Source organism: Erwinia tasmaniensis Et1/99 (assembly GCF_000026185.1).
Classification (GTDB): domain Bacteria; phylum Pseudomonadota; class Gammaproteobacteria; order Enterobacterales; family Enterobacteriaceae; genus Erwinia; species Erwinia tasmaniensis.
In genome coordinates this window covers 2,794,518-2,816,359 of record NC_010694.1, presented here as the reverse complement: position 1 = coordinate 2,816,359, position 21,842 = coordinate 2,794,518, and the positions used below count along the sequence as shown (strand labels likewise).

The following is a 21,842-nucleotide window of genomic DNA, read 5'->3' as shown; positions in this document are numbered from 1 at the left end:
TCAGCCGCCGCACGTTACGGCGTTATTGTCCATTCGCCCGCGGATTTTAAGGTGTTCCCTTCGCGCTTAAGCAAAAAAATAGCGGCTGGCGGTAAAATATTGCGCTTAAATGACAAAAATGTAAGAAGTTGCGCGGTTCCACTCATAGTGGAGCCTCGACTCGTCAAGATGTTGCCGCTATAATGCTGCGTCTATTTTTCAGCTATGTCTTCGGGACGCTTTTGTTAACAGGGAATGAGATTCTGGCATCAGAAGCCGTCCCGGTTGTTAGATTCATCCTGTCAATGAAATACGGGATGCGTCTGAAGTTGACCGAGCACGTGATTTTTTGAGGTAATAAGATGCAAGTTTCAGTAGAAACAACTCAGGGCCTGGGCCGTCGCGTAACGATTACCGTTGATAAAGATGTGATCGAAAACGCGGTGAAAAGTGAGCTGGTCAGCGTAGCTAAGAAAGTACGCATCGATGGTTTCCGTAAAGGCAAAGTGCCGATGACCGTAGTGGCACAGCGTTACGGTGCTTCCGTTCGCCAGGACGTGCTGGGCGATCTGATGCAGCGTAACTTTGTTGATGCGATCATCAAAGAAAAAATTAACCCGGCTGGCTCGCCTCAGTACGTGCCGGGCGAGTACAAAATCGGTGAAGACTTTACCTTCTCTGCCGAGTTTGAAGTTTACCCAGAAGTTGAGCTGCAGGGGCTGGATGCAATCGAAGTTGAAAAACCGGTTGTTGAAGTCACAGAAGCTGACGTTGATACCATGCTGGAAACTCTGCGCAAGCAGCAGGCCACCTGGAAAGAAACCGATGCCGCAGCGACAGCCGAAGATCGCGCAACCATCGATTTCAGCGGTTCTGTAGACGGTGAAGAGTTTGAAGGCGGCAAAGCGTCCGATTTCGTACTGGCGATGGGCCAGGGTCGTATGATCCCAGGCTTCGAAGAGGGCGTTGTTGGCCACAAAGCGGGCGAAACTTTCACTATCGACGTCAACTTCCCGGAAGACTACCACGCTGAAAACCTGAAAGGTAAAGCAGCGAAGTTTGACATCGTGCTGAAGAAAGTTGAAGAACGTGAACTGCCAGAGCTAACTGAAGAATTCATTAAACGTTTCGGCGTTGAAGCGGGTTCTCTGGACGGTCTGCGTGCAGAAGTTCGTAAGAACATGCAGCGTGAACTGAAAGGTGCCGTGCGTAACCGCGTGAAGACTCAGGCAATTGACGGTCTGGTAAAAGCTAACGATATCGACGTTCCTGCCGCGCTGGTTGACGGTGAGATTGACGTTCTTAAGCGCCAGGCAGCACAGCGCTTCGGTGGCGATGAGAAGCAGGCTCTTGAACTTCCTCGTGAACTGTTTGAAGAGCAGGCAAAACGCCGCGTAGTGGTGGGTCTTCTGCTGGGTGAAGTTATTCGCACTCACGAGTTAAAAGCTGACGAAACCCGCGTTAACGCATTGATCGAAGAGATGGCTTCAGCTTACGAAGATCCATCAGAAGTGATCGAGTTCTACAGCAAAAACAACGAGCTGATGAACAATATGCGTAACGTTGCGTTGGAAGAGCAGGCTGTTGAAGCCGTGCTGGAAAAAGCAAAAGTGACGGAAAAAGCAACAAACTTCCAGGAACTGATGAACCAGACCGCTACGGCCTGATTTAAATTTTTCCGGCAGTCACTTAAGCCCGCAACCTTTTGGTTGCGGGCTTTTACTTTTTATGGTGTGACAAACTGGTACTTTTGCCAGTTATTTGCGCATTTAATCCGCAAATTACCCGTTAAGCTGTTTTCCAGGTTAGCAGTTGATAAAAACGTTGTTATGCTTGAAATAGCAGGGGAAGATCCCCAAATGGTTACAATGAAGTCATCGGGCCCGATCATTGTCCGGATGGCATCGGGTAGTCAGGCCAGGAATCGTAGTGTTCCTGAACGCTCTCAAGTAGAATCGCGACAGAGTGTTGCCTAATGAAATATATCCAGGAGACGGTAATGTCATACAGTGGCGAACGTGAACTAACAGCACCTCATATGGCCTTGGTGCCAATGGTGGTCGAACAAACCTCTCGCGGAGAGCGTTCATACGACATCTACTCGCGCCTACTTAAAGAGCGCATTATTTTCCTGACCGGTCAGGTTGAAGACCATATGGCTAACCTGATCGTCGCGCAGATGCTGTTCCTGGAAGCGGAGAATCCAGAAAAAGATATCCATCTTTATATCAATTCTCCCGGTGGCGTGATTACCGCAGGTATGTCAATTTACGATACTATGCAGTTCATTAAACCTGACGTCAGCACTATCTGTATGGGGCAGGCCTGTTCTATGGGAGCCTTCCTACTGACTGCTGGCGCAAAAGGTAAGCGTTACTGCCTGCCTAATTCACGCGTCATGATCCACCAGCCTTTGGGCGGCTTCCAGGGCCAGGCTTCAGATATTGATATTCATGCGCGCGAAATCATCAAAACCAAACAGATGATGAATGAGCTGATGGCAAAACATACCGGCCAGACGATTGAAACCATTGAGCGCGATACCAATCGCGATCGCTTCCTGTCGGCCAGTGAGTCCGTGGAATATGGTTTAGTGGATTCAGTCTTAGCCCAGCGTAATTGATTAAGTCTGTGCTGACAGATAACCGTTGCCTTCGCCGGCCGCGGTCTGCTTGTACTCCCCCGGTGGGAAGATAAGCGCGACAATGAGAGGGAAGTAAATGACAGATAAACGCAAAGACGGTTCAGGGAAGCTGCTGTACTGCTCTTTTTGCGGCAAAAGCCAGCATGAAGTGCGTAAGCTGATTGCCGGCCCGTCAGTATATGTCTGCGATGAGTGCGTTGACTTATGCAACGACATCATTCGCGAAGAGATCAAAGAGATTGCACCGCACCGCGAGCGCAGTTCGCTGCCCACGCCGCATGAGATCCGCCACCATCTTGACGATTACGTTATCGGTCAGGAGCGCGCCAAGAAGGTGCTGTCGGTCGCGGTCTACAACCACTATAAGCGTCTGCGTAACGGCGACACCAGCAACGGTATCGAGCTGGGTAAAAGCAACATTCTGCTGATAGGCCCAACGGGAAGCGGTAAAACCCTGCTCGCCGAGACGATGGCACGGCTGCTTGACGTGCCGTTCACCATGGCGGATGCCACCACGCTGACCGAAGCGGGCTACGTGGGTGAAGACGTGGAAAACATCATTCAGAAGCTGCTGCAGAAGTGCGACTATGACGTGCAGAAGGCGCAGCGTGGCATCGTCTACATCGATGAAATCGACAAGATTTCGCGCAAGTCGGACAACCCGTCGATTACCCGCGACGTGTCGGGCGAGGGCGTTCAGCAGGCGCTGCTGAAGCTGATTGAAGGAACGGTGGCCGCGGTTCCCCCGCAGGGCGGGCGTAAGCATCCGCAGCAGGAGTTTCTGCAGGTGGACACCTCGAAAATCCTGTTTATCTGCGGCGGCGCGTTTGCCGGACTGGACAAGGTGGTTTCGCAGCGCGTGGACAGCGGCAGCGGCATCGGCTTTGGTGCATCGGTGAAGGGCAAGTCCGAGAAGGCAACGGAAGGCGAGCTGCTGGCGCAGGTGGAGCCTGAAGACCTGATTAAATTCGGCCTGATCCCGGAATTTATCGGACGTCTTCCGGTGGTGGCGACGCTGACCGAGCTGAGCGAAGAAGCGCTGATCCAGATCCTGCGCGAGCCGAAAAATGCGCTGACCAAGCAGTACCAGGCGCTGTTTAATCTGGAAGGCGTGGAGCTGGAGTTCCGGGAAGAGGCGCTGAAGGCCATCGCCAACAAGGCGATGTTGCGCAAAACCGGCGCGCGCGGGCTGCGTTCGATCGTCGAGGCCGCGCTGCTGAACACCATGTACGATTTGCCGTCGGTGGATGACGTGGAAAAAGTGGTCATTGACGAATCGGTTATTGCCGGAGAAAGCGATCCGCAGCTGATTTATCGTAAGGCAGACACGCAGCAGGCATCTGGAGAATAATCCATTTGTTATGCAAATAAAAACGGCCCGCCAGTCAGAAGCGGGCCGTTTTTATATCAGGCTAAAGCGCATTACGCCTTCAGCTCGTTCCACGAAGTGATGACGTGGGTGGCGATCCCGTAATCAATCGCCTGTTCCGGACTCATCCAGTAGTTACTGTCCGTATCCTTTTCCACCTTCTCCAGCGGTTGGCCTGTCGCATTACTGATAAGCTGATTGATACGCGCGCGCGCGCGCAGCAGCTCTTTCGCCTCAATCTCAATATCTGAAACCTTACCGCGTACGCCGCCCAGCGGTTGGTGGATCATAAAGCGGGTATTTGGCAGCGTATAACGGTTTTCTTTGTTGGCCGCGAGGAAAATAGTGATACCGGCGCTGGCCACCCAACCCGTACCGATAACCAGCACTTCAGGTCTGACAAACCTAATCATGTCATGGATGGTGTCGCCGGCTTCAACATGGCCCCCCTGGCTGTTGATAAACAGCTTGATGGGTTCATCGCCCATTTCCTGGAGGATCAGCAGTTGAGCCGTCACTTTCTCGGCGAGCGCCTGGTTAATCTCACCTGAAATGATAATAGAGCGTGACTGCAACAGTTTATTCACTGCCAGCGCAGAGCTCTTCTCTTCCTGGCCGTTTTCTTCTTTTTTCTCTGGCTCTTCAGACATGCTTAGACTCCGTCGGATTCATTTAAAGTGACCAGAGTTTAGCATAATCCAGTTAGCAGCTAAATCAAGTCGAATGTTTCCGCTTATTTATTATTTAAAACAGCATGTTAAGCGAAGTTCACCTCTAATTTTTCTGCTTTAGCGCAATGTCGCCAAATAACATGCAAAATGGCCTTTCTGAGCACTGCACATGGTGGAATATTGTGCTGTTGTCCCAGTTTAACGGGAAAATGAACTATATTAAGATTCAGCAGGAGTTAATTGCGACAGAACATTTCAGTTCCGTTGTGAACCAGGTATGAGGCTAACCGATGACAGACAAACGCAAGGACGGTTCAGGGAAGCTGCTGTACTGCTCTTTTTGCGGCAAAAGCCAGCATGAAGTGCGTAAGCTGATTGCCGGCCCGTCAGTATACATCTGCGATGAGTGCGTTGACTTATGCAACGACATCATTCGCGAAGAGATCAAAGAGATTGCACCGCACCGCGAGCGCAGTTCGCTGCCCACGCCGCATGAGATCCGCCACCATCTTGACGATTACGTTATCGGTCAGGAGCGCGCCAAGAAGGTGCTGTCGGTCGCGGTCTACAACCACTATAAGCGTCTGCGTAACGGCGACACCAGCAACGGTATCGAGCTGGGTAAAAGCAACATTCTGCTGATAGGCCCAACGGGAAGCGGTAAAACCCTGCTCGCCGAGACGATGGCACGGCTGCTTGACGTGCCGTTCACCATGGCGGATGCCACCACGCTGACCGAAGCGGGCTACGTGGGTGAAGACGTGGAAAACATCATTCAGAAGCTGCTGCAGAAGTGCGATTATGACGTGCAGAAGGCGCAGCGTGGCATCGTCTACATCGATGAAATCGACAAGATTTCGCGCAAGTCGGACAACCCGTCGATTACCCGCGACGTGTCGGGCGAGGGCGTTCAGCAGGCGCTGCTGAAGCTGATTGAAGGAACGGTGGCCGCGGTTCCCCCGCAGGGCGGGCGTAAGCATCCGCAGCAGGAGTTTCTGCAGGTGGACACCTCGAAAATCCTGTTTATCTGCGGCGGCGCGTTTGCCGGACTGGACAAGGTGGTTTCGCAGCGCGTGGACAGCGGCAGCGGCATCGGCTTTGGTGCATCGGTGAAGGGCAAGTCAGAGAAGGCAACGGAAGGCGAGCTGCTGGCGCAGGTGGAGCCTGAAGACCTGATTAAATTCGGCCTGATCCCGGAATTTATCGGACGTCTTCCGGTGGTGGCGACGCTGACCGAGCTGAGCGAAGAAGCACTGATCCAGATCCTGCGCGAGCCGAAAAATGCGCTGACCAAGCAGTACCAGGCGCTGTTTAATCTGGAAGGCGTGGAGCTGGAGTTCCGGGAAGAGGCGCTGAAGGCCATCGCCAACAAGGCGATGCTGCGCAAAACCGGCGCGCGCGGGCTGCGTTCAATCGTTGAGGCCGCGCTGCTGAACACCATGTACGATTTGCCGTCGGTGGATGACGTGGAAAAAGTGGTCATTGACGAATCGGTTATTGCCGGAGAAAGCGAGCCGTTGCTGATTTACGGCAAACCGGACGTTCAGCATGTATCTGGTGAATAAATAACCAAATCATTCCAGTGAGTTAAGGCTCAGGGGGGAAATATTCCCCCCTTTTACTTTTCTCATAACCTCGACATTGAATCTATTCCATTCATCCCCATATACTCAGGTACCTGTGGGTTGTACCGCACCTTATCCTGGATGATGCGGTCCCCTTACCCTGGCGGAAATTAAACTAAGAGAGAGCTCTATGAATCCTGAGCGTTCTGAACGCATTGAAATCCCTGTGTTGCCGTTGCGTGACGTAGTGGTTTATCCGCACATGGTCATTCCGTTGTTTGTCGGTCGTGAAAAATCAATTCGCTGCCTTGAAGCCGCCATGGATCATGACAAAAAGATCATGCTGGTCGCTCAGAAAGAAGCTTCAACGGATGAGCCTGGTATTAACGACCTCTTCTCAGTCGGAACCGTTGCCTCCATTTTGCAGATGCTAAAGCTGCCGGATGGCACGGTTAAAGTGCTGGTGGAAGGATTACAGCGCGCGCGCATCACGACCTTATCCGATAACGGCGATCATTTTAGCGCCCAGGCGGAGTATCTGACGTCACCGGAAATTGAAGAACGCGAGCAGGAAGTGCTGGTGCGTACGGCGATTAATCAGTTTGAAGGCTATATCAAACTGAACAAAAAGATCCCGCCGGAAGTCCTGACTTCACTTAACAGCATTGAAGACGCGGTGCGCCTTGCTGATACCGTTGCCGCCCATATGCCTTTGAAGCTGGCGGATAAACAGTCGGTGCTGGAAATGTCAGACGTCAATGAGCGTCTGGAATATCTGATGGCGATGATGGAATCGGAAATCGACCTGCTGCAGGTTGAGAAACGTATCCGCAATCGCGTTAAAAAGCAGATGGAAAAAAGTCAGCGTGAATACTATCTGAATGAGCAAATGAAGGCGATTCAGAAAGAGCTTGGCGAGATGGACGATGCGCCGGACGAAAATGAAGCGCTGAAACGCAAAATCGATGCGGCCAAAATGCCGAAAGAAGCGCGTGAAAAAACCGAAGCCGAACTGCAAAAGCTAAAAATGATGTCGCCGATGTCGGCAGAAGCGACCGTGGTTCGTGGTTACATTGACTGGATGGTGCAGGTACCGTGGAATGCGCGCAGCAAGGTGAAAAAAGACCTGCAGAAAGCGCAGGAAACGCTGGATACTGACCACTTCGGCCTGGAACGTGTCAAAGATCGCATCCTCGAATATTTGGCTGTGCAGAGTCGCGTCAGCAAAATTAAAGGCCCTATCCTGTGCCTCGTTGGACCTCCTGGCGTGGGTAAAACATCCCTCGGACAGTCCATAGCCAAAGCGACCGGGCGCAAATACGTGCGTATGGCGCTGGGTGGTGTGCGTGATGAAGCCGAGATCCGCGGGCATCGTCGTACCTATATTGGTTCGATGCCGGGCAAGCTAATCCAGAAAATGGCGAAAGTAGGGGTAAAAAACCCGCTGTTCCTGCTGGATGAAATTGACAAAATGTCGTCGGATATGCGTGGCGACCCCGCCTCCGCACTGCTGGAAGTGCTCGATCCGGAACAAAACATCGCCTTCAACGATCACTATCTGGAAGTCGATTACGATCTTTCTGACGTGATGTTTGTTGCGACGTCTAACTCGATGAATATTCCGGCTCCGCTACTGGACCGTATGGAAGTGATCCGTCTTTCCGGCTACACCGAAGACGAAAAGCTCAATATCGCCAAACAGCACCTGCTGTCGAAGCAAATCGAACGCAACGCGTTGAAAGAACACGAGCTGACCGTTGACGATAGCGCTATCGTTGGCATTATTCGTTACTACACGCGTGAGGCGGGTGTGCGTAGCCTGGAGCGTGAACTGTCCAAGCTGTGCCGCAAAGCGGTAAAAACGCTGCTGATGGACAAGTCTGTTAAGCATATTGAAATTAACGCGGATAACCTGAAAGATTATCTCGGCGTGCAGCGTTATGACTACGGCCGTGCCGACAGCGAAAACCGTGTAGGGCAGGTTACCGGTCTGGCGTGGACTGAAGTCGGTGGCGATCTGTTAACCATCGAAACCGCCTGCGTTCCTGGCAAAGGCAAACTGACCTACACCGGTTCGTTGGGTGAAGTGATGCAAGAATCGATTCAGGCGGCGCTGACGGTCGTGCGTGCTCGTGCAGAGAAACTGGGTATCAACGGTGATTTCTACGAAAAACGTGACATTCACGTACACGTGCCTGAAGGGGCAACGCCTAAGGATGGTCCAAGCGCAGGTATCGCCATGTGTACCGCGCTGGTATCCTGCCTTACCGGTAATCCGGTGCGTGCTGATGTTGCCATGACTGGTGAGATCACGCTACGTGGTCAGGTTCTGCCTATTGGTGGATTGAAAGAGAAACTGCTGGCAGCCCACCGCGGTGGCATTAAAACGGTGCTGATCCCGGATGAAAACAAGCGCGATCTTGAGGAAATCCCGGAAAACGTCATTGCCGACCTGGAAATCCACCCGGTGAAACGTATCGAAGAAGTGTTAGCCCTGGCGCTGCAAAATGCGCCTAATGGTATGCAGGTTGTGACTGCCAAATAGTGATTTAAGGCAAACTCACCCTAAACTAAGGCTGGTAAGTGAATTGGTGCTTGCCAGCCTTTTGGGCTACGGCTAACGTTAGGATGCGGTCAGGCTATGGGTGGCAGCGGTCACGGATTGCCAAAGCACGGTGGCCATAAAAAAACAGCTGTATGTGCAGGTATCGCGAACGGCTGTACCGGGTGCAAACAACAAAATAGGGGATGAGTGAGTGAATAAGTCAGAGTTGATCGACAAAATTGCCACAGATGCTGATATTTCTAAGGCTGCTGCAGGGCGTGTACTGGATGCGTTTATCGGTTCTGTAACGGAATCTCTGCAGGCGGGTGATGAGGTTGCACTGGTGGGATTTGGCACCTTCTCGGTGCGTGAACGGGCTGAACGTGTTGGCCGCAACCCGCAAACGGGTAAAGAAATTACTATTGCAGCGGGAAAAGTTCCGGGCTTCCGTGCCGGTAAAACTTTGAAAGACGCTGTAAATTAAGTGTGTTGGCGCATCGCAGCAGCAGATTTCTGCGGTGTTTTGAGGATCGCCAATGCGTTCTCATGTAACATACTGAGCACATCAGCAGACTGATGTGCTTTTTTTATGTTTCAATGACAAACGCGTAAGCGGTTGTCTTACAGGCTAAGCACGTTCTCGTGAATGCGGGACGACAGCGCAAGGTTTACATTCACACTACAGCGGAGTGTTGTCACACCATGATGGACAATTTACGCGCGGCGTCGAACCATGTCGCGCTCAAAATTATATTGGGCCTGATCATCCTATCCTTTGTCCTTACCGGCGTTGGTGGCTATCTCACCGGTGGAAGCGGCGATTATGCTGCAAAGGTAAACGGACAGGAAATCAGCCGGGCGCAGCTTGAGCGTGCCTTCAGCAGCGAGCGTGCTCGCCAGCAACAGATGTTGGGCGAACAATTTTCTGTTCTGGCGAGTAACGAAGGCTATATGCAGCAGATGCGTCAGCAGACACTTTCCCAGCTGATCGACGAAGTGTTGCTCACACAGTATGCAAAAGATATCGGCCTGACTATCGGCGACGATCAGATCAAGCAGGCAATCTTTACGCAGCCTGCATTCCAGACGGCTGGCCAATTTGATAATGCTAAGTATTTGAGTATTATCAATAATATAGGTTTCAGTGCGGACCAATATGCAGAAGCGCTGCGTAAACAGCTCACCACCCAGCAGCTTATTAACGCCGTCACCAAAACTGATTTTGTTCTCGGCAACGAAGCCGATTCGCTGGCGGCTCTGGTGTCGCAGCAGCGCCTTGTGCGTGAGGTCACAATTGATGTGAATGCCCTTGCCGCTAAGCAGGACGTCACGCAGGAAGAGATTAGTAACTACTATCAGCAGCATCAGAGCAGCCTGATGTCTTCTGAACAGTTCCGTGTCAGCTACATTAAAATGGATGCGGCTGCTATGGAGCAGGCGGTGAGCGAAAGTGACATCCAGAGCTGGTATGAAAAGCATCAGGATGATTACACCCAGCCACAGCGCAACCGCTACAGCATCATCCAGACCAATACGGAAGCGGAAGCCCGGTCTGTGCTGGACTCTCTGAAGAAAGGCGATGACTTTGCCAAACTGGCGAAAGAGAAATCCGTTGATCCTATCTCTGCCCGCAACGGTGGTGATATGGGCTGGCTGGAGCCGCAGACTACGCCGGACGAGCTAAAAGGCGCCTCCTTGAAAGAGAAAGGCCAGCTTTCTGGTGTGATTACTTCTTCTCCGGGCTTTATCATTGCGCGTCTTGATGAAACTCAGCCAGAAAAAGTGAAGCCGCTTAGCGAAGTTCATGATGATATCGCGGCTAAACTGAAGCAGGAAAAAGCGGTAGCTGCTTTCTATAAACTGCAACAGAAGGTTAGCGATGCAGCCAGTAATGATAACGAATCTCTGGCGAGTGCAGAGCAGGTCGCCGGTGTGAAAGCCGTCGATACGGACTGGTTCGATCGCGATAATCTGCCGGCCGACCTGAAGTTTAAAGCGGTACAGGACGCTATCTTCAATGGCGCGCTGTTAGGTGAAAATGGTGCGCCGGGGAGCAACTCCGACGTTATCAGCGTTGATGGCGATCGTGCTTTCGTACTGCGCATTCATGAGCACAAACCGGAAGCGGTGAAGCCACTGAAGGATGTGACGGCTCAAATCACCGCCACGCTGAAGCAGCAGAAAGCGTTGCAGCAGGCGAAAACGCAGGCTGACAAACTGTTAGCCGAGCTGAAAGCAGGGAAGGGTGACGATGCGCTGAAGGCGGCCGATCTCAAGTTCGCCGCTCAGCAGACGTTAACGCGTATGGGGCAGGATGCGTTATCCCAGGCGGCATTCTCACTGCCACTGCCATCAGAAGGTAAGCCGTCTTATGGCGTCAGTGAAGATGATAAGGGCAATGTCGTGCTGATTGCGTTAGACAAAGTGCAGAAAGGTGAGATACCGGAAGCGCAAAAACAATCTTTGGTGCAGGGCATTACTCAGAATAACGCCCAGCTTGCTTTTGCCGCTATGCTCAGCAACCTGCGCAAGGAAGCAAAAATTAAATACGGAGCTGCTGCTCAGGCGCAGTAATCCTCGTAAATTTTTGCAACTGCTTGCAACTCTCAAAGGCCGCTTATGCGGCCTTTTCCATTTCTGTAACAGGCCGTTTGTTGTGCAGGCATAACAGGCGTACGGTAGCCGTGCTGTCAAACACATGGAGGAAAACAGCATGAGGAATTATCGATTACAGCGGTTGGCATTTGTCCTCGCCCTCGGATTGGTCACGCCCGTTTTAGCGACTAACGCTGCGCCAGAAAACGGCCGCGCGATGGTCAAAACCATGCAGACGAAAAAGGAGTCGGGCCACGAGCAGGTCAGTATTAATAACGCCAGCGCACAGGAGTTGGCTGCGGTGATGAACGGTGTCGGTTTGAAAAAAGCAGAATCGATAGTCAGTTACCGCGAGAAATATGGCCCTTTTACGGGAATAGAGCAGTTGAAGGAGGTTCCAGGACTGGGCAACGCACTGGTGGAGAGAAACCTGGACAACCTTAAATTGTGATCGGCATCCAGAGTTCTTAATTTGTTCTGTAAGTGGCATTTCGTACTGCTAACCTCTGAAAGGTCATACCAGTCTGTATGACCTTTCAGCCTGGAGAACGTCGTTATGCAAACCCTCATAAAAGTGCGTGGCTATCATTTGGATGTCTGGCAGCACGTTAATAATGCTCGCTACCTGGAATTTCTTGAAGAAGCACGTTGGGCCTGGCTGGATAAGGGAGAACTCTTTCGCTGGATGAGTGAGAGAGGGCTGGCGCTGGTGGTGGTGAATATCAATATCAACTATCGTCGCCCGGCAATTCTGGGCGACGTGCTGAATATAGACTGTCAGCTGGTAACGTTAAGCAACAAGAGCGGCACTATCGCCCAGCAGGTTTCATTAGCGTCTGATGGCGCTGAAATCGCAGATGCCTTATTGACTTTTGTCTGCATCGATATCAAAACGCAGAAAGCACAGCCGCTGGAAGGAGAATTAAAAGCACATCTGGCAGGGTTGCAGCCCTAGATCACTTTAACCAGTGTTCTCTTTTCCGGCTTGTTACGCCAGCCCGGTTTTGCGCTCCATCTCCAGCATGACCGACGTGGGGTTTTGCTGATATTGGTCAAGACCGCGTGCGCGCAGGTGGCAGGCTGCACAATCCCCGCAGCCGTCACCGATAATGCCGTTGTAGCAGGTGAGCGTCTGATGACGTATCAGCGGCAGCTGCTGCCAGTAGTCGGCCAGTGCCCAGGTCTCTGCTTTGTTAAGCCACATTAGCGGGGTTTCAATGCGCAACTCACGCGCCATCCCGAGGTTAACTGCCCGGTTGAGCGCTTTGACAAATTCATCGCGGCAGTCAGGGTAACCGGAAAAGTCAGTCTCACAGGCACCGGTAATGATCGCCTCTGCTTCAATTTGAAAGGCGTAGATTGAAGCAAAGGTGAAAAACACAATATTGCGCCCGGGGACAAAAGTGCTGGGCAGACCGCTGGCAGAGGGATCGTAAGCCGGAACCGGGATATTATCCCGCGTCAGGCTGCTGGCGGCCAGCTCATTGAGCATGGTGACATCAAGCACTTTATGCGCCCTGACACCCAGCGATGCCGACAGCTGTTGAGCAACATCTATTTCAGCACGATGACGCTGGCCATAATCAAAGGTGACGCAGTGCACCTCGTCATACTGCTCTAAAGCCTGGATCAGGCAGGTTGTTGAGTCCTGTCCACCGCTGAATACGACCACTGCACGCTTCATAATTTACCTTCCCAATTATTTTCCGGGTCTATGGTAATGCCTGGGGACAGATAAAGGTATCCCCGGTTTTCAGGGATGCTTAACGCTGAATGGCCCGTTCTGGTTAAACCACGGCAGATTTACGGGTGCCACGATACAGAGTCAGCATAATTCCCAGCAGGAACGGGAGTAGCAGGATCAGCGACTGGTGGCTAATACTGCTGCCGTTTAATACGCTTTCCAACGCCACGGCAATCAGCGGGAACACCAGAAATACCAGCGATGCCTGGAAGGGTTTAGCCGCCTGCTGCAGCGCAAAGTAGGCCAGAATACCTCCCACGCCCGCCACAACGCCAAGATAGGCTATCGCTAACAGTGCCTGATGAGTGAATGCCTGGTAATCCGGTGCTTCACCTAGCCCGACAAGCGTGAGAATTATCCCGGCGCCCAGGCAGGGTAGTGCGTTATAGCTTAGTACCGAGATACCCGCACAACGTTTTTTGCACTGCACATACATAAGCGCATGGATGAGTACCGCTGCGACCAGTGCCAGGATTCCCCGCAGCTGACTTTCTGCGCTGGACTGGGTCTCATGCCACAGAATGGTGCACAGCGCGCCGATACTGATGCCGAGGCCAAGAAGCTGCTGTGGCGTTGTTCTTTCACGCAAAAACAGCAGAGATGCCGCAAGAACGGCTGCGGGCATGGTGGCAAAGATAATGGATGCCAGGCTGGAGGAGGTATAGCGTTCGCCGTAGATCATCAGGGTAAAAGGGATGGCAAAGTAGAACAGCGTAACGCATAGCTGGAAACCGCGCTGACCAGCAGGGAACAGCAGTGGGGCTTTTTTATAGCGCGCCAGCAGCAGCAGCAGTGGCGCAGCACAAAGAAAGCGAAGCCCGGTCGCGAAAATGGGTGGCACGCTGGCAACGGCAATTTTCATCGCCATCCAGGTGGTTCCCCAGGTAAGGGATACTGCGATGAATAACCCAATTATCATAAGGTTACGGGAAATTTTACTGTTCATGCCGGTCATCCTTGAATGCCAAAAGATAGGGATCCAGATTAGTTCATCGATGGGAGAAAAGGTTGCTATAATATTGCTGCATATATCTGCCTTGGGAGAAAATCTTGCTACTAACGGCGCTAGATAAAAAAGACAGGACGCTTTTGCACCTGCTTCAACAGGACTGTACTTTATCCCTGCAGGTGCTGGCGGATGCTGTCAGCCTGACGACAACTCCATGTTGGAAACGCTTGAAAAGACTTGAGGATGAAGGCTATATTCGCGGCCGGGTAGCGCTGCTGGATGGCGAAAAGCTTGGTTTAGATCTCACCGCCTTTGTCCTCATCAAAACCCATCAGCACAGCAGTGACTGGTTCCATCAATTTGTCAGCGTGGTACAGGCAATGCCTGAAGTGATGGGCTTCTATCGCATGGCGGGTGAATACGACTATCTTCTGCGGGTACAGGTCGCCGATATGAAAAGCTACGATGGGTTTTATAAAAAGTTGGTCAATAGCGTTCCTGGCCTGCTTGATGTGACATCGAGCTTTGCGATGGAAGAGATAAAATATACTACTGCTTTACCGGTTGCCCCCTGAAATGGGCTGCCGCCAATCTATTTGGCCGATAATCAGGATGTTCCAGTGCGACTTTTTAGCCAACTGAGCTGGTATTTTAAACGCGAATGGCGCCGCTATCTTGGGGCGGTGCTGCTGCTGATTGTTATTGCTTTGCTACAGCTGCTGCCACCGTTGGCCGTCGGTAAAATTGTTGACGGCGTGAGTCGCAACGGTATGGGCAACGATCGGCTGATGATGTGGATCGGCGCGATGCTGATGACGGCGATAATCGTCTATTTACTGCGCTATGTTTGGCGCGTACTGCTATTTGGTGCCTCGTATCACCTGGCCGTTGAACTGCGTGAAGACTTTTATCGCCAGCTAAGCCGTCAACACCCAGCATTTTACCTGCGCCATCGTACCGGCGACCTGATTGCACGGGCGACCAACGATGTCGACCGTGTGGTATTTGCTGCCGGAGAAGGCGTCCTGACGCTGGTGGATTCACTGGTGATGGGGATGGCGGTGCTGGTGGTAATGAGCACACAAATAAGCTGGCAGCTAACGCTGCTGGCCCTGCTGCCGATGCCGGTTATGGCGCTGATGATTAAACGTTACGGCGATCGGCTGCATCATCGTTTTAAAAGCGCACAGGCCGCCTTCTCATCATTAAACGACCAAACCCAGGAAAGCCTGAGCAGCATTCGCATGATCAAAGCGTTTGGTTTGGAAGACAGCCAGTCCGCGCAGTTTGCTGCCATTGCCAAAGATACCGGGGAAAAAAACCTGCGCGTGGCGCGCGTTGATGCCCGGTTTGACCCCACGATCTACATTGCTATCGCCCTGTCGAACCTGCTGGCCATTGGAGGGGGAAGTTGGATGGTCTGGCATGGCTCTATGACGCTTGGGCAGCTAACCAGTTTTGTGATGTATCTTGGCCTGATGATTTGGCCAATGCTGGCGCTGGCATGGATGTTTAATATTGTTGAACGCGGCAGCGCGGCCTGGAGTCGTATCCGTGCGCTGCTGGCCGAAGCCCCGGTCGTTGCTGATGGTAATAAAGTACTGCCCGAACAACGCGGACTGCTGCAAATTGCTATCCGGGAATTCTGTTATCCGGGCGCGCATCGGCCTGCGTTACGTAACGTTAACGTCAATATCAAGCCCGGTCAGATGCTGGGGCTTTGTGGCCCTACCGGTTCAGGGAAAAGTACCTTATTGAGCCTGATCCAACGCCATTTTGATATCGATCAGGGAGGGATCCGTTTTCATAACCTCCCTCTGCCGCAGCTGCGCCTCGATGCCTGGCGGAGCAGGCTGGCGGTGGTGAGTCAGACTCCATTTTTGTTCTCCGACAGCGTGGCGAAAAATATTGCCTTAGGCCGTCCAGCCGCGACCCAGAGCGAGATTGAGCATGCGGCGCAGCTTGCTAACGTACACGAGGACATACTGCGATTACCGCAGGGCTATGAAACGGAAGTCGGCGAGCGTGGGGTCATGCTGTCGGGTGGGCAGAAACAGCGCATTTCTATTGCGCGCGCGCTGCTGCTCAATGCTGAAATTCTGGTGCTTGATGATGCCCTGTCTGCGGTAGACGGCAGAACCGAGCATCAGATCCTGCATAATTTGCGACGCTGGGGTGAAGAACGCACGATAATCATTAGCGCTCATCGTCTTTCCGCATTGTCTGAAGCCAACGAAATTCTGGTATTACAACATGGTGCCATTGCCCAGCGTGGTAACCATGAACAGCTTCTCGCTCATGACGGCTGGTATCGAGAAATGTACCGCTATCAGCAGCTTGAAGCGGCGTTAGATGATGATACCGTACAGGAAGTGCCACATGGCTAAGACTACCCGACTATGGCCGACGATCGGACGGCTGCTTTCCTACGGTAAGCCGTGGCGAAAATCTCTCGGCCTTGCCGTACTGATGCTGTGGCTCGCCGCAGCGGCAGAAGTGCTCGGCCCGGTGTTGATCAGCTATTTTATCGACCAAATGGTGGCACAACATCATATGCCCGTCGCGCTGGCTGCAGGACTGATAACCAGCTACCTGCTGTTACAGCTGTTGGCCGCTTTGCTGCATTACTTGCAGGCGTTGCGCTTTAATCAGGCCGCGGTAGGCGTAGTGCAGCGTTTGCGCACCGATGTGATGGATGCGGCTTTGCGTCAGCCGTTGAGCGCCTTTGACACCCAGCCGGTGGGGCAGATTATCTCACGGGTAACCAATGATACCGAAGTCGTGCGCGATCTCTATGTGACCGTAGTCGCGACCGTATTGCGCAGTGCTGCGCTGGTCGGGGCGATGCTCGTGGCAATGTTCAGTCTCGACTGGCGCATGGCATGGGTGGCAATCGCGATCTTCCCGGCGGTGTTAATCGTGATGTTGATATATCAGCGTTTCAGTACCCCCATTGTGCGGCGGGTGCGCGGTTATCTGGCAGAGATTAATAATGGTTTCAACGAAGTCATCAACGGTATGAGCGTGATACAGCAATTTCGCCAGCAGGCCCGTTTTGGTGAGCGTATGGGGGAGGTCAGCCGTTCACACTATCTGGCGCGCATGCAGACGTTACGCCTTGATGGCTTCCTGCTGCGCCCGCTGCTTAGCCTGTTTTCCGCACTGATACTCTGCGGGCTGATGATGCTTTATGGTTTTTCATCAGTGGGAACGGTTGAAGTTGGCGTGCTGTATGCTTTTATTAACTATCTTGGTCGGCTCAATGAGCCGCTGATCGAACTGACCACGCAGCAGTCAATGCTGCAACAGGCCGTAGTGGCCGGTGAGCGCATTTTCCAACTGATGGATGCACCCCGCCAGCCTTATGGTGAAGATATCCAGCCGCTCGGCAGTGGCAGGATAGACATACAGGATCTGACGTTTGCGTATCGCCCCGGCCGGCCGGTACTAACTGATATCAACCTGTCAGTCCCATCGCGCCATTTTGTTGCGCTGGTAGGGCATACCGGCAGCGGTAAGAGTACGCTCGCCAATTTGCTGATGGGCTATTATCCCTTAAGCGAAGGTGAGATCCTGCTCGATGACCGGCCGCTTTCCTCGCTGAGTCATGCCGCATTACGCGATAGCGTGGCGATGGTTCAGCAGGATCCTGTCGTGCTGGCCGATTCCTTTTTCGCCAATGTGACCTTAGGAAGAGAGGTGGGTGAGGACAGGGTTTGGGCCGCGCTGGAAGCCGTGCGCCTGGCAGATCTGGCCCGCTCAATGCCTGAAGGTATCCATACCCGCTTAGGTGAACAGGGCAACTCGCTTTCCGTTGGGCAGAAACAGCTACTGGCGCTGGCGCGAGTGCTGGTGCTAACCCCCCAGGTACTGATACTTGATGAAGCTACCGCGAATATCGACTCAGGAACGGAACAGGCGATCCAGCAGGCCCTGGTTGCGGTACGCCAGCGCTCTACGCTGGTGGTAATTGCCCATCGCCTGTCTACGGTTATTGATGCAGACACTATTTTGGTCTTGCATCGTGGGCGGGTGGTGGAGCGTGGCAGTCATCAACAGCTACTGGCTGCGCGCGGACGTTACTGGCAGATGTATCAGTTACAGCTGGCAGGTGCAGAGCTGGCAGCCACATAAGGCTCCCTGCACCAGATGCAGGCGAGCTAACGGCCTGCCGTGGCACGAATGCACCGACTTAACGCATGACGCACCGTTCTGGTGCGTCTTCACTCCTGCTGCAAGACCGCGCGCCTGCCTTCCGACGGCGTTTCAGGCTGTAATCCGCACGGAACGGACCAGGGGTATGAAATATTCAGCTTTTCAACAATGGCACAGCCTTTGCTTTATACCTTTCGTGTTGTTGAAACAGCCATATTTAAACCCTGGGGGATCGTATGAAGCTGGTTACTGTGGTAATCAAACCGTTCAAACTGGAAGACGTGCGTGAAGCACTGTCGTCTATCGGTATTCAGGGACTCACCGTCGCTGAAGTCAAAGGCTTCGGCCGTCAGAAAGGGCATGCGGAGTTATATCGCGGTGCGGAATACAGCGTAAATTTCCTGCCAAAAGTCAAAATCGATATTGCCATCGCAGACGATCAGCTTGATGAAGTCGTGGATGTGATTAGCAAAGCGGCTTATACCGGAAAAATTGGTGACGGGAAGATTTTCGTTGCAGAGCTGCAGCGCGTCATTCGTATTCGTACCGGCGAAACCGACGAAGCTGCACTGTAATCCGGGACTAAAAATGGGATGGGATAAAATGAAAAAAATTGCTACTTTTTTCCTCACCGGTGCGGCTTTTTTACCGACGCTGGCAATGGCGGCTGCACCAGCAGTTGCTGACAAAGCCGATAACGCTTTTATGATGATCTGTACCGCCCTCGTGCTCTTTATGACCCTTCCCGGCATAGCACTCTTTTATGGCGGTTTAATTCGTGCCAAAAATGTGCTGTCAATGCTCACTCAGGTGGCCGTCACTTTCGCTTTGGTTTGCGTGCTGTGGATGGTCTACGGTTATTCTCTGGCCTTCAGCGAAGGCAACGCTTTCTTTGGCAGCTTTAACTGGGCCATGCTGAAAAATATTGCACCCACGACGTTGATGGGATCTTTCTATCAGTATATTCATGTGGCTTTCCAGGCTTCATTCGCCTGTATCACCGTTGGGCTGATCGTCGGCGCTATAGCCGAACGTATCCGTTTCTCGGCGGTACTGATCTTCGTCGTGATCTGGCTGACCTTCGCCTATCTTCCGATTGCCCATATGGTGTGGGCCGGTGGTTTCCTCGCTCAGGATGGCGCGCTGGACTTCGCCGGGGGGACTGTGGTTCATATCAACGCCGCCGTTGCTGGCCTGGTCGGGGCCTATCTTGTCGGGAAACGCGCCGGTTTTGGCAAAGAAGCCTTCAAACCCCATAATCTGCCGATGGTCTTTACCGGAACGGCGATCCTGTACTTTGGCTGGTTTGGTTTCAACGCCGGTTCTGCCAGCTCGGCTAACGAAATTGCGGGCCTGGCGTTCCTGAATACGGTCATTGCAACCGCCGGTGCGATGCTAAGCTGGACCTTTGGCGAGTGGGCGCTACGCGGTAAGCCCTCACTTCTCGGCGTCAGCTCCGGTGTGATAGCTGGGCTGGTAGCAATTACTCCCGCATGTGGCTACGTTGGCGTTGGCGGTGCTCTGATCATTGGCGTGGTGGGTGGACTGGCTGGTCTGTGGGGTGTGACCACGCTGAAAAAATGGCTGCGTGTTGATGATCCTTGCGATGTGTTCGGCGTGCACGGCGTGTGTGGGATTGTTGGATGTATCCTGACCGGGGTATTTGCATCATCTTCATTGGGCGGTGTAGGTTATGCCCCAGGCATCACCATGGGCCATCAGGTCTGGGTACAGCTGTTCAGCGTGGGCCTGACTATTGTCTGGACTGCCGTTGTTGCCTTTATCGGGTTTAAAGTGGCGGATATGGTTGTGGGTCTGCGCGTTCCTGAAGAGCAGGAGCGTGAAGGTCTGGATGTGAACAGCCACGGTGAGAACGCCTACAACCATTAAGGTTGGGCAAAAAAGGGCGCAAGTACAAAATCAAGCGGGCCATTCAAGGCCCGCTTTTTTATGCTGCCGCAGCTTCATGAGTTTTGACGAATGACGCCTTCTTGTACGGTAGAAGCCACTAAAATCCCCTGCTGATTGTAGAACTCACCGCGCACAAAGCCCCTGGCACCGGATGCGGAGGTGCTTTCAGCGCTGTAGAGCAGCCATTCGTTTAAATCGAACGGGCGGTGAAACCACATGGAATGGTCGATAGTGGCGACCTGCATCCCCTGTTCAAGAAAACCCTTACCGTGTGGCTGCAACGCAACCGGTAGCAGGTTGTAATCAGAGGCGTAGCCCAGCAGATATTGATGAGTCCGCCTGTCGTGGGGCAGGGGGCCGTTGGCACGCAGCCAGCTATAGCGAACCGGTTCACTGACGTGCCCTTGCAGCGGGTTATGGAACTCAATCGGGCGGATTTCAAAAGGTCTTTCGGCCAAGAACTTGTTACGCACCTTTTCGGGAAGAAGATGAGCCAGCTGGCGCGCAATGTCCGTTTCGGATGGCAGCGCGTCGGGTCTTGGCACCTGCGGCATGTTTTTTTGGTGCTCAAAACCCTTTTCATGCCCCTGAAATGAGGCGGTCATATAAAAAATAGGTTGACCGTTCTGCACCGCCTTGACCCGGCGGGCGCTGAAGCTCTGCCCGTCACGCAGGTTTTCGACATCATAAATAATGGTTTTCTGACTGTCGCCCGGGCGCAGAAAATAGCTGTGAAATGAATGGATAACGCGATCCTGTGGCACCGTCTGCTTGGCGGCATACAGTGCCTGTCCGACAACCTGACCGCCAAACACCTGACGCAGGCCGAGATCTTCACTCTGACCGCGAAACAGGCCCTCCTCCAGCTTTTCCAGATCCAGCAGGTTTAACAGGTTATGCAATGCCTGACTCATATCCGCTTCCTCAATATTGCCACTCATGCAGTTTGCGAGATCTGACCAGTTAGCGTCAATGCCTGTTTATGCCGCCCGCTCTAACGCAACCCGAGCATGAAAATAGCCTCTTGCAGGAAAAAATCAGTAACCTGTGCCAGTATTAAACTCACCAAAGTCGTAAAGGTTGGCCATTCGATGGCAATGTTTTGCCGAATGCACCGAGTTTAAGGAGAAATGATTAATGAAAATCTGGCAAGTATTAAGTGGCGCAGCGCTGGCCGTAGCCATTTCGGGTTGTGCCGATGAAAGCACTAAGGTGCCAACTCCTACGCTGGGATCTCAGGTTGCCGGGCAGTCATCAACGCTGCGTATGCCTAACGTGAGTGGTACGGCATGGATCCGGCAGAAAGTGGCTTTGCCACCGAATGCCGTATTGACGGTGACCCTTTCTGATGCCTCACTGGCGGATGCACCGTCCAAAGTCGTGGCGCAGCATGTTGTGCGCACCGAAGGCGCACAGGCACCTTTCCGCTTTATCCTGCCGTTCAATCCCGCTGACGTTAAGCCTCACGCCCGCATTCTGTTAAGTGCGGCAGTCACGGTAGAGGGTAAATTACTGTTTGTTACCGATACGGTGAAGCAGGTTGTCACCAACGGGGAGACGCGTCAGGATTTGACGCTGGTTCCGGTTCCTTCAGTCGCCATCCCTACCCAGAGTGGGGCAGCAACGGCCGTGCCTCCGACGTCTCCAAGTCAAGTGAGCACTTCATCGAGCGTGCCTGCAGCGACGTCGATATAATGCTGGCGCCCCTTGCGGGG

The 21,842-nt window shown here is 52.9% G+C and carries 19 protein-coding genes; 15 read left to right on the top strand and 4 right to left on the bottom strand.

The features are described from left to right. Positions 1 to 341 precede the first annotated feature (341 nt). The 3 genes from tig to clpX (ETA_RS13710) all read left to right on the top strand — a co-directional run bounded on the left by tig (position 342) and on the right by clpX (ETA_RS13710) (position 3,974). Positions 342 to 1,646, top strand: a complete 1,305-nt coding sequence (gene tig / locus ETA_RS13720) for a trigger factor (protein WP_012442223.1) — start codon at positions 342 to 344, stop codon at positions 1,644 to 1,646. A gap of 332 nt (positions 1,647 to 1,978) precedes the next feature. Next, positions 1,979 to 2,602 carry an ATP-dependent Clp endopeptidase proteolytic subunit ClpP gene (gene clpP, locus ETA_RS13715; protein WP_012442221.1) on the top strand — a complete coding sequence of 208 codons (624 nt, stop codon included), beginning with the start codon at positions 1,979 to 1,981 and terminating at the stop codon, positions 2,600 to 2,602. A gap of 97 nt (positions 2,603 to 2,699) precedes the next feature. Continuing rightward, a complete protein-coding gene (gene clpX, locus ETA_RS13710; protein ID WP_012442220.1) occupies positions 2,700 to 3,974 on the top strand; it encodes an ATP-dependent protease ATP-binding subunit ClpX in 1,275 nt (424 codons plus the stop codon). A 71-nt stretch (positions 3,975 to 4,045) separates the two neighbouring features. Here clpX (ETA_RS13710) and ETA_RS13705 read toward each other — a convergent pair whose 3' ends face one another. Continuing rightward, on the bottom strand, positions 4,046 to 4,642 hold the full coding sequence (locus ETA_RS13705; RefSeq protein WP_012442219.1) for an ATP-dependent Clp protease proteolytic subunit: 597 nt from the start codon (positions 4,640 to 4,642) through the stop codon (positions 4,046 to 4,048). Positions 4,643 to 4,953: 311 nt separating this feature from the next. Here ETA_RS13705 and clpX (ETA_RS13700) point away from each other — a divergent pair, with 311 nt between their 5' ends. The 6 genes from clpX (ETA_RS13700) to ETA_RS13675 all read left to right on the top strand — a co-directional run bounded on the left by clpX (ETA_RS13700) (position 4,954) and on the right by ETA_RS13675 (position 12,323). Then, on the top strand, positions 4,954 to 6,228 hold the full coding sequence (gene clpX, locus ETA_RS13700) for an ATP-dependent protease ATP-binding subunit ClpX (protein WP_012442218.1): 1,275 nt from the start codon (positions 4,954 to 4,956) through the stop codon (positions 6,226 to 6,228). Between the two features lie 190 nt (positions 6,229 to 6,418). Continuing rightward, positions 6,419 to 8,773, top strand: coding sequence for an endopeptidase La (gene lon, locus ETA_RS13695; RefSeq protein WP_012442217.1), 2,355 nt, complete (start codon positions 6,419 to 6,421; stop codon positions 8,771 to 8,773). A gap of 211 nt (positions 8,774 to 8,984) precedes the next feature. Next, positions 8,985 to 9,257, top strand: coding sequence for a nucleoid-associated protein HU-beta (hupB, locus tag ETA_RS13690; RefSeq protein WP_012442216.1), 273 nt, complete (start codon positions 8,985 to 8,987; stop codon positions 9,255 to 9,257). A gap of 218 nt (positions 9,258 to 9,475) precedes the next feature. Continuing rightward, positions 9,476 to 11,347 carry a peptidylprolyl isomerase gene (gene ppiD / locus ETA_RS13685; RefSeq protein WP_042959061.1) on the top strand — a complete coding sequence of 624 codons (1,872 nt, stop codon included), beginning with the start codon at positions 9,476 to 9,478 and terminating at the stop codon, positions 11,345 to 11,347. A 139-nt stretch (positions 11,348 to 11,486) separates the two neighbouring features. Continuing rightward, positions 11,487 to 11,819, top strand: a complete 333-nt coding sequence (locus tag ETA_RS13680) for a helix-hairpin-helix domain-containing protein (protein WP_042959060.1) — start codon at positions 11,487 to 11,489, stop codon at positions 11,817 to 11,819. 105 nt (positions 11,820 to 11,924) lie between these two features. Further along, entirely contained in the window at positions 11,925 to 12,323 is a 399-nt protein-coding gene (locus ETA_RS13675) for an acyl-CoA thioesterase (protein ID WP_012442213.1), read from the top strand. 33 nt (positions 12,324 to 12,356) lie between these two features. Here the strand turns inward: ETA_RS13675 and queC are convergent, their stop codons facing one another. Both queC and ETA_RS13665 read right to left on the bottom strand, forming a co-directional pair. Continuing rightward, the gene (gene queC / locus ETA_RS13670; RefSeq protein ID WP_012442212.1) at positions 12,357 to 13,052 is read right to left on the bottom strand and encodes a 7-cyano-7-deazaguanine synthase QueC; all 696 of its coding nucleotides are present in this window, start codon (positions 13,050 to 13,052) and stop codon (positions 12,357 to 12,359) included. A 103-nt stretch (positions 13,053 to 13,155) separates the two neighbouring features. Then, complete coding sequence (locus tag ETA_RS13665; protein ID WP_012442211.1) at positions 13,156 to 14,058, bottom strand: DMT family transporter; 903 nt, start codon at positions 14,056 to 14,058, stop codon at positions 13,156 to 13,158. Between the two features lie 104 nt (positions 14,059 to 14,162). Between ETA_RS13665 and ETA_RS13660 the strand changes: the two genes are divergently transcribed. From ETA_RS13660 to amtB, 5 genes are all read left to right on the top strand, one after another. Further along, on the top strand, positions 14,163 to 14,636 hold the full coding sequence (locus ETA_RS13660; RefSeq protein ID WP_012442210.1) for an Lrp/AsnC family transcriptional regulator: 474 nt from the start codon (positions 14,163 to 14,165) through the stop codon (positions 14,634 to 14,636). A 45-nt stretch (positions 14,637 to 14,681) separates the two neighbouring features. Next, the gene (locus ETA_RS13655; protein WP_012442209.1) at positions 14,682 to 16,448 is read left to right on the top strand and encodes a SmdA family multidrug ABC transporter permease/ATP-binding protein; all 1,767 of its coding nucleotides are present in this window, start codon (positions 14,682 to 14,684) and stop codon (positions 16,446 to 16,448) included. After that, positions 16,441 to 18,195 (top strand): SmdB family multidrug efflux ABC transporter permease/ATP-binding protein, encoded by a 1,755-nt coding sequence (locus tag ETA_RS13650; RefSeq protein WP_012442208.1) that lies wholly within the window; start codon positions 16,441 to 16,443, stop codon positions 18,193 to 18,195. The genes ETA_RS13655 and ETA_RS13650 overlap by 8 nt, the downstream gene beginning before the upstream one ends. A 257-nt stretch (positions 18,196 to 18,452) precedes the next feature. Beyond that, entirely contained in the window at positions 18,453 to 18,791 is a 339-nt protein-coding gene (glnK, locus tag ETA_RS13645; RefSeq protein ID WP_012442206.1) for a P-II family nitrogen regulator, read from the top strand. Positions 18,792 to 18,804: 13 nt separating this feature from the next. Continuing rightward, positions 18,805 to 20,106, top strand: coding sequence for an ammonium transporter AmtB (gene amtB, locus ETA_RS13640; RefSeq protein WP_012442205.1), 1,302 nt, complete (start codon positions 18,805 to 18,807; stop codon positions 20,104 to 20,106). 74 nt (positions 20,107 to 20,180) lie between these two features. Here the strand turns inward: amtB and tesB are convergent, their stop codons facing one another. Beyond that, positions 20,181 to 21,041, bottom strand: a complete 861-nt coding sequence (gene tesB / locus ETA_RS13635) for an acyl-CoA thioesterase II (RefSeq protein ID WP_012442204.1) — start codon at positions 21,039 to 21,041, stop codon at positions 20,181 to 20,183. 223 nt (positions 21,042 to 21,264) lie between these two features. On the opposite strand from tesB, the gene ETA_RS13630 reads away from it, so the two are divergent. Then, positions 21,265 to 21,822, top strand: a complete 558-nt coding sequence (locus ETA_RS13630) for a YbaY family lipoprotein (RefSeq protein ID WP_012442203.1) — start codon at positions 21,265 to 21,267, stop codon at positions 21,820 to 21,822. Positions 21,823 to 21,842 lie beyond the last annotated feature (20 nt).